Source organism: Streptomyces sp. FH025, from assembly GCF_017427025.1.
Lineage (GTDB): Bacteria > Actinomycetota > Actinomycetes > Streptomycetales > Streptomycetaceae > Kitasatospora.
Genome location: NZ_JAFLNG010001172.1, coordinates 1 through 1,262 on the forward strand (window position 1 = coordinate 1; position 1,262 = coordinate 1,262).

Here is a 1,262-nt window from a genome sequence, read left to right on the forward strand (position 1 = left end):
CTGATGTCCCCCGTGGGCACCTCCCCGACGCTGTGACCGCCCGACGACCTGTCATCCGTCATGTCTCCAGCCTGATCTTCCTCTGGGAGAGTCACGTCCAAACGGTACATGACACCGTGTCGATCCCCCACCGCAAGCGGGACATCCGGCGCCGTTCAACTGGCGGCCCTTCGCGTCCGGACGGGGCCCCGGAGCACCACCGGGTCGACCGGGGGCCCACGAACTCACCGGGCCTCGCAGTGCAGTTGAACGACGCGACGCGGGGCACCGGCCCCCGTTACCGTCTGCCGGAAGGACCGTCGTCCGCAACCCGCCATCGAAGCTTAGGAAGTGAACGGGGCCATGGGAACATCGCTGCTGGGTCTGGTCATGGGATCCTTCACGTCCGCCACGGTCGGCGCGGCGGCGCGCCTGGGCATCGCCGACGCCCTCGCGAACGGCCCGGCCACGCCCGAGGAGCTGGCCGAGGCCGTCGGGGCGGACCGCGACGCGCTCGTCTCCCTCATGACGGCCCTGACGGCGCTGGGGGTCTTCACGAAGGACGAGGACGGCCGCTACGCCAACTCGCCGCAGTCCGAGCAGCTCCGGACCGACCACCCGGAGTCGATCCGCCACCTGACCGCGCTGCTCTGCGGCCTGTACGCCCAGGCCGCCGCCGGCGGGCTCACCGAGGCCGTGCGGACCGGCACCTCGGTCATGCCCCACGTGTTCGGCGTCCCGCTCTACGAGTACCTGGACAAGGACCCCGAGACCGCCCGGATCTTCGACCTCGCGATGCAGGACTGGGCCCGTCCGATCGGCGCGGTGCTGGCCGAGCACGTCCCGTTCGAGAACGTCCGCACCGTGATCGACGTCGGCGGCGGCAACGGCACCCTCCTCAAGGCCATCCTCAAGGCCCACCCGCACCTCAAGGGCGTCTGCGTGGACCGCCCGGACACCTGCCGACGGGCCGAAGCCGACCTCCGCGCCTCCGGCGACCAGGACCTCGTCGAGCGGCTCGCCTTCCGGCCCGCCGACATCCTCCACGAGGTCCCCGAGGGCGGCGACCTCTACATCCTCAAGAACGTCCTCCACGACTGGAGCTCGGAGAGCGGCGTGCGGATCCTCCGCAACATCCGCCGCGCGATGGGCGCCGGCACCGCCCCCGACGGCACCCCGACGCTCCTGGTCATCGACCCCCTGGCCGAGCACGACTCCGGCGCCGCCTTCCGCAACGTCATCAAGATGGTCGTCGGCGAGCCCGACACCCGCGAGCGCACCGA

General features: G+C 71.5%; 1 protein-coding gene. It reads left to right on the plus strand.

Annotated elements, in window-relative coordinates; all coding sequences use genetic code 11:
* Positions 1-342 precede the first annotated feature (342 nt).
* On the plus strand, positions 343-1,262 hold a 920-nt coding region (locus tag J0670_RS38215), incomplete at its 3' end, for a methyltransferase (protein ID WP_207817365.1).